Origin of the sequence: Vibrio sp. PID17_43, assembly GCF_002608565.1 — a bacterium.
In the GTDB taxonomy this organism is placed as follows: domain Bacteria; phylum Pseudomonadota; class Gammaproteobacteria; order Enterobacterales; family Vibrionaceae; genus Vibrio.
In genome coordinates, this window is record NZ_LIXM01000050.1 from 1 (window position 1) to 3,105 (window position 3,105).

Here is a 3,105-nt window from a genome sequence, read left to right on the forward strand (position 1 = left end):
TCTTACACATTCAATCGTTCTTGTATTGAGTCCATCAAAACCCCTTGGGTGTTGTATGGTTAAGCCTCACGGGCAATTAGTATCAGTTAGCTCAACGCCTCACAACGCTTACACACCTGACCTATCAACGTCGTAGTCTCCGACAACCCTTTAGGATACTTAAAGTATCAGGGAGAACTCATCTCAAGGCTCGCTTCCCGCTTAGATGCTTTCAGCGGTTATCGATTCCGAACTTAGCTACCGGGCAATGCGTCTGGCGACACAACCCGAACACCAGAGGTTCGTCCACTCCGGTCCTCTCGTACTAGGAGCAGCCCCTTTCAATTCTCCAACGCCCACGGCAGATAGGGACCGAACTGTCTCACGACGTTCTAAACCCAGCTCGCGTACCACTTTAAATGGCGAACAGCCATACCCTTGGGACCGACTTCAGCCCCAGGATGTGATGAGCCGACATCGAGGTGCCAAACACCGCCGTCGATATGAACTCTTGGGCGGTATCAGCCTGTTATCCCCGGAGTACCTTTTATCCGTTGAGCGATGGCCCTTCCATACAGAACCACCGGATCACTATGACCTACTTTCGTACCTGCTCGAATTGTCATTCTCGCAGTCAAGCGGGCTTATGCCATTGCACTAACCACACGATGTCCAACCGTGTTTAGCCCACCTTCGTGCTCCTCCGTTACTCTTTGGGAGGAGACCGCCCCAGTCAAACTACCCACCAGGCACTGTCCGCAACCCCGATAAGGGGTCGACGTTAGAACATCAACACTACAAGGGTGGTATTTCAAGGACGGCTCCACAAATACTGGCGTACTTGCTTCAAAGCCTCCCACCTATCCTACACATGTAGGGTCAATGTTCAGTGCCAAGCTGTAGTAAAGGTTCACGGGGTCTTTCCGTCTAGCCGCGGGTACACTGCATCTTCACAGCGATTTCAATTTCACTGAGTCTCGGGTGGAGACAGCGTGGCCATCATTACGCCATTCGTGCAGGTCGGAACTTACCCGACAAGGAATTTCGCTACCTTAGGACCGTTATAGTTACGGCCGCCGTTTACCGGGGCTTCGATCAAGAGCTTCGACCGAAGTCTAACCCCATCAATTAACCTTCCGGCACCGGGCAGGCGTCACACCGTATACGTCATCTTACGATTTTGCACAGTGCTGTGTTTTTAATAAACAGTTGCAGCCACCTGGTATCTGCGACTCTCAATAGCTCCATCCGCGAGGGACTTCACCGTCGAGAGCGTACCTTCTCCCGAAGTTACGGTACCATTTTGCCTAGTTCCTTCACCCGAGTTCTCTCAAGCGCCTTGGTATTCTCTACCCGACCACCTGTGTCGGTTTGGGGTACGATTCCTTACAATCTGAAGCTTAGAGGCTTTTCCTGGAAGCATGGCATCAATGACTTCACTACCGTAGTAGCTCGACATCGTGTCTCAGCCTTAAAAAGAGCCGGATTTACCTAACTCTTAAGCCTACGCACTTGAACCTGGACAACCGTCGCCAGGCCCACCTAGCCTTCTCCGTCCCCCCATCGCAATTGTAAGAAGTACGGGAATATTAACCCGTTTCCCATCGACTACGCCTTTCGGCCTCGCCTTAGGGGTCGACTTACCCTGCCCCGATTAACGTTGGACAGGAACCCTTGGTCTTCCGGCGAGGGGGTTTTTCACCCCCTTTATCGTTACTCATGTCAGCATTCGCACTTCTGATACCTCCAGCATGCTTTACAACACACCTTCAACGGCTTACAGAACGCTCCCCTACCCAATGAAGTAAACTTCATTGCCGCAGCTTCGGTTTATTACTTAGCCCCGTTACATCTTCCGCGCAGGCCGACTCGACCAGTGAGCTATTACGCTTTCTTTAAATGATGGCTGCTTCTAAGCCAACATCCTGGCTGTCTGAGCCTTCCCACATCGTTTCCCACTTAGTAATAATTTGGGACCTTAGCTGGCGGTCTGGGTTGTTTCCCTCTCCACGACGGACGTTAGCACCCGCCGTGTGTCTCCCGGATAGTACTTACTGGTATTCGGAGTTTGCAAAGGGTTGGTAAGTCGGGATGACCCCCTAGCCTTAACAGTGCTCTACCCCCAGTAGTATTCGTCCGAGGCGCTACCTAAATAGCTTTCGGGGAGAACCAGCTATCTCCAGGTTTGATTGGCCTTTCACCCCTAGCCACAAGTCATCCGCTAATTTTTCAACATTAGTCGGTTCGGTCCTCCAATTGATGTTACTCAATCTTCAACCTGCCCATGGCTAGATCACCTGGTTTCGGGTCTATATCCAGAGACTGAACGCCCAGTTAAGACTCGGTTTCCCTACGGCTCCCCTAGATGGTTAACCTTGCCACTGAATATAAGTCGCTGACCCATTATACAAAAGGTACGCAGTCACAGGACAAAGCCTGCTCCTACTGCTTGTACGTACACGGTTTCAGGTTCTATTTCACTCCCCTCACAGGGGTTCTTTTCGCCTTTCCCTCACGGTACTGGTTCACTATCGGTCAGTCAGTAGTATTTAGCCTTGGAGGATGGTCCCCCCATATTCAGACAGGATATCACGTGTCCCGCCCTACTCGATTTCACTTATTATGCGTTGCCGGTTACGGGGCTATCACCCTGTATCGCACAACTTTCCAGAAGTTTCACCTGACGCATAAAAAGCTTAAGGGCTAGTCCAATTTCGCTCGCCGCTACTTTCGGAATCTCGGTTGATTTCTTTTCCTCGGGGTACTTAGATGTTTCAGTTCCCCCGGTTCGCCTCACACACCTATGAATTCAGTGTGTGATACTAGCTTATGCTAGTGGGTTTCCCCATTCAGAAATCCCAGACTCAAATGGTTGTTACTACCTAATCTGGGCTTATCGCAAGTTACTACGTCTTTCATCGCCTCTGACTGCCAAGGCATCCACCGTGTACGCTTAGTCACTTAACCATACAACCCGAAGGAGTTTCGAGTTGATGTTCAAATCACCAAAGTTGTCTCTCATTATTTGAATGAGCGAGAGACATTTCGATTTTGCCGGACTCAATTTCGAATAGTCACTTAAAAGTGACATTCCCAAGAACACTTGAATGTGTTTTTTGGTGTTTG

General features: G+C 50.2%; 1 rRNA gene. It reads right to left on the reverse strand.

Features of this window, described 5'->3' with window-relative positions:
- Positions 1–55 precede the first annotated feature (55 nt).
- A 23S ribosomal RNA gene (locus AK965_RS20085) occupies positions 56–2,946 on the reverse strand.
- Positions 2,947–3,105: the final 159 nt, after the last annotated feature.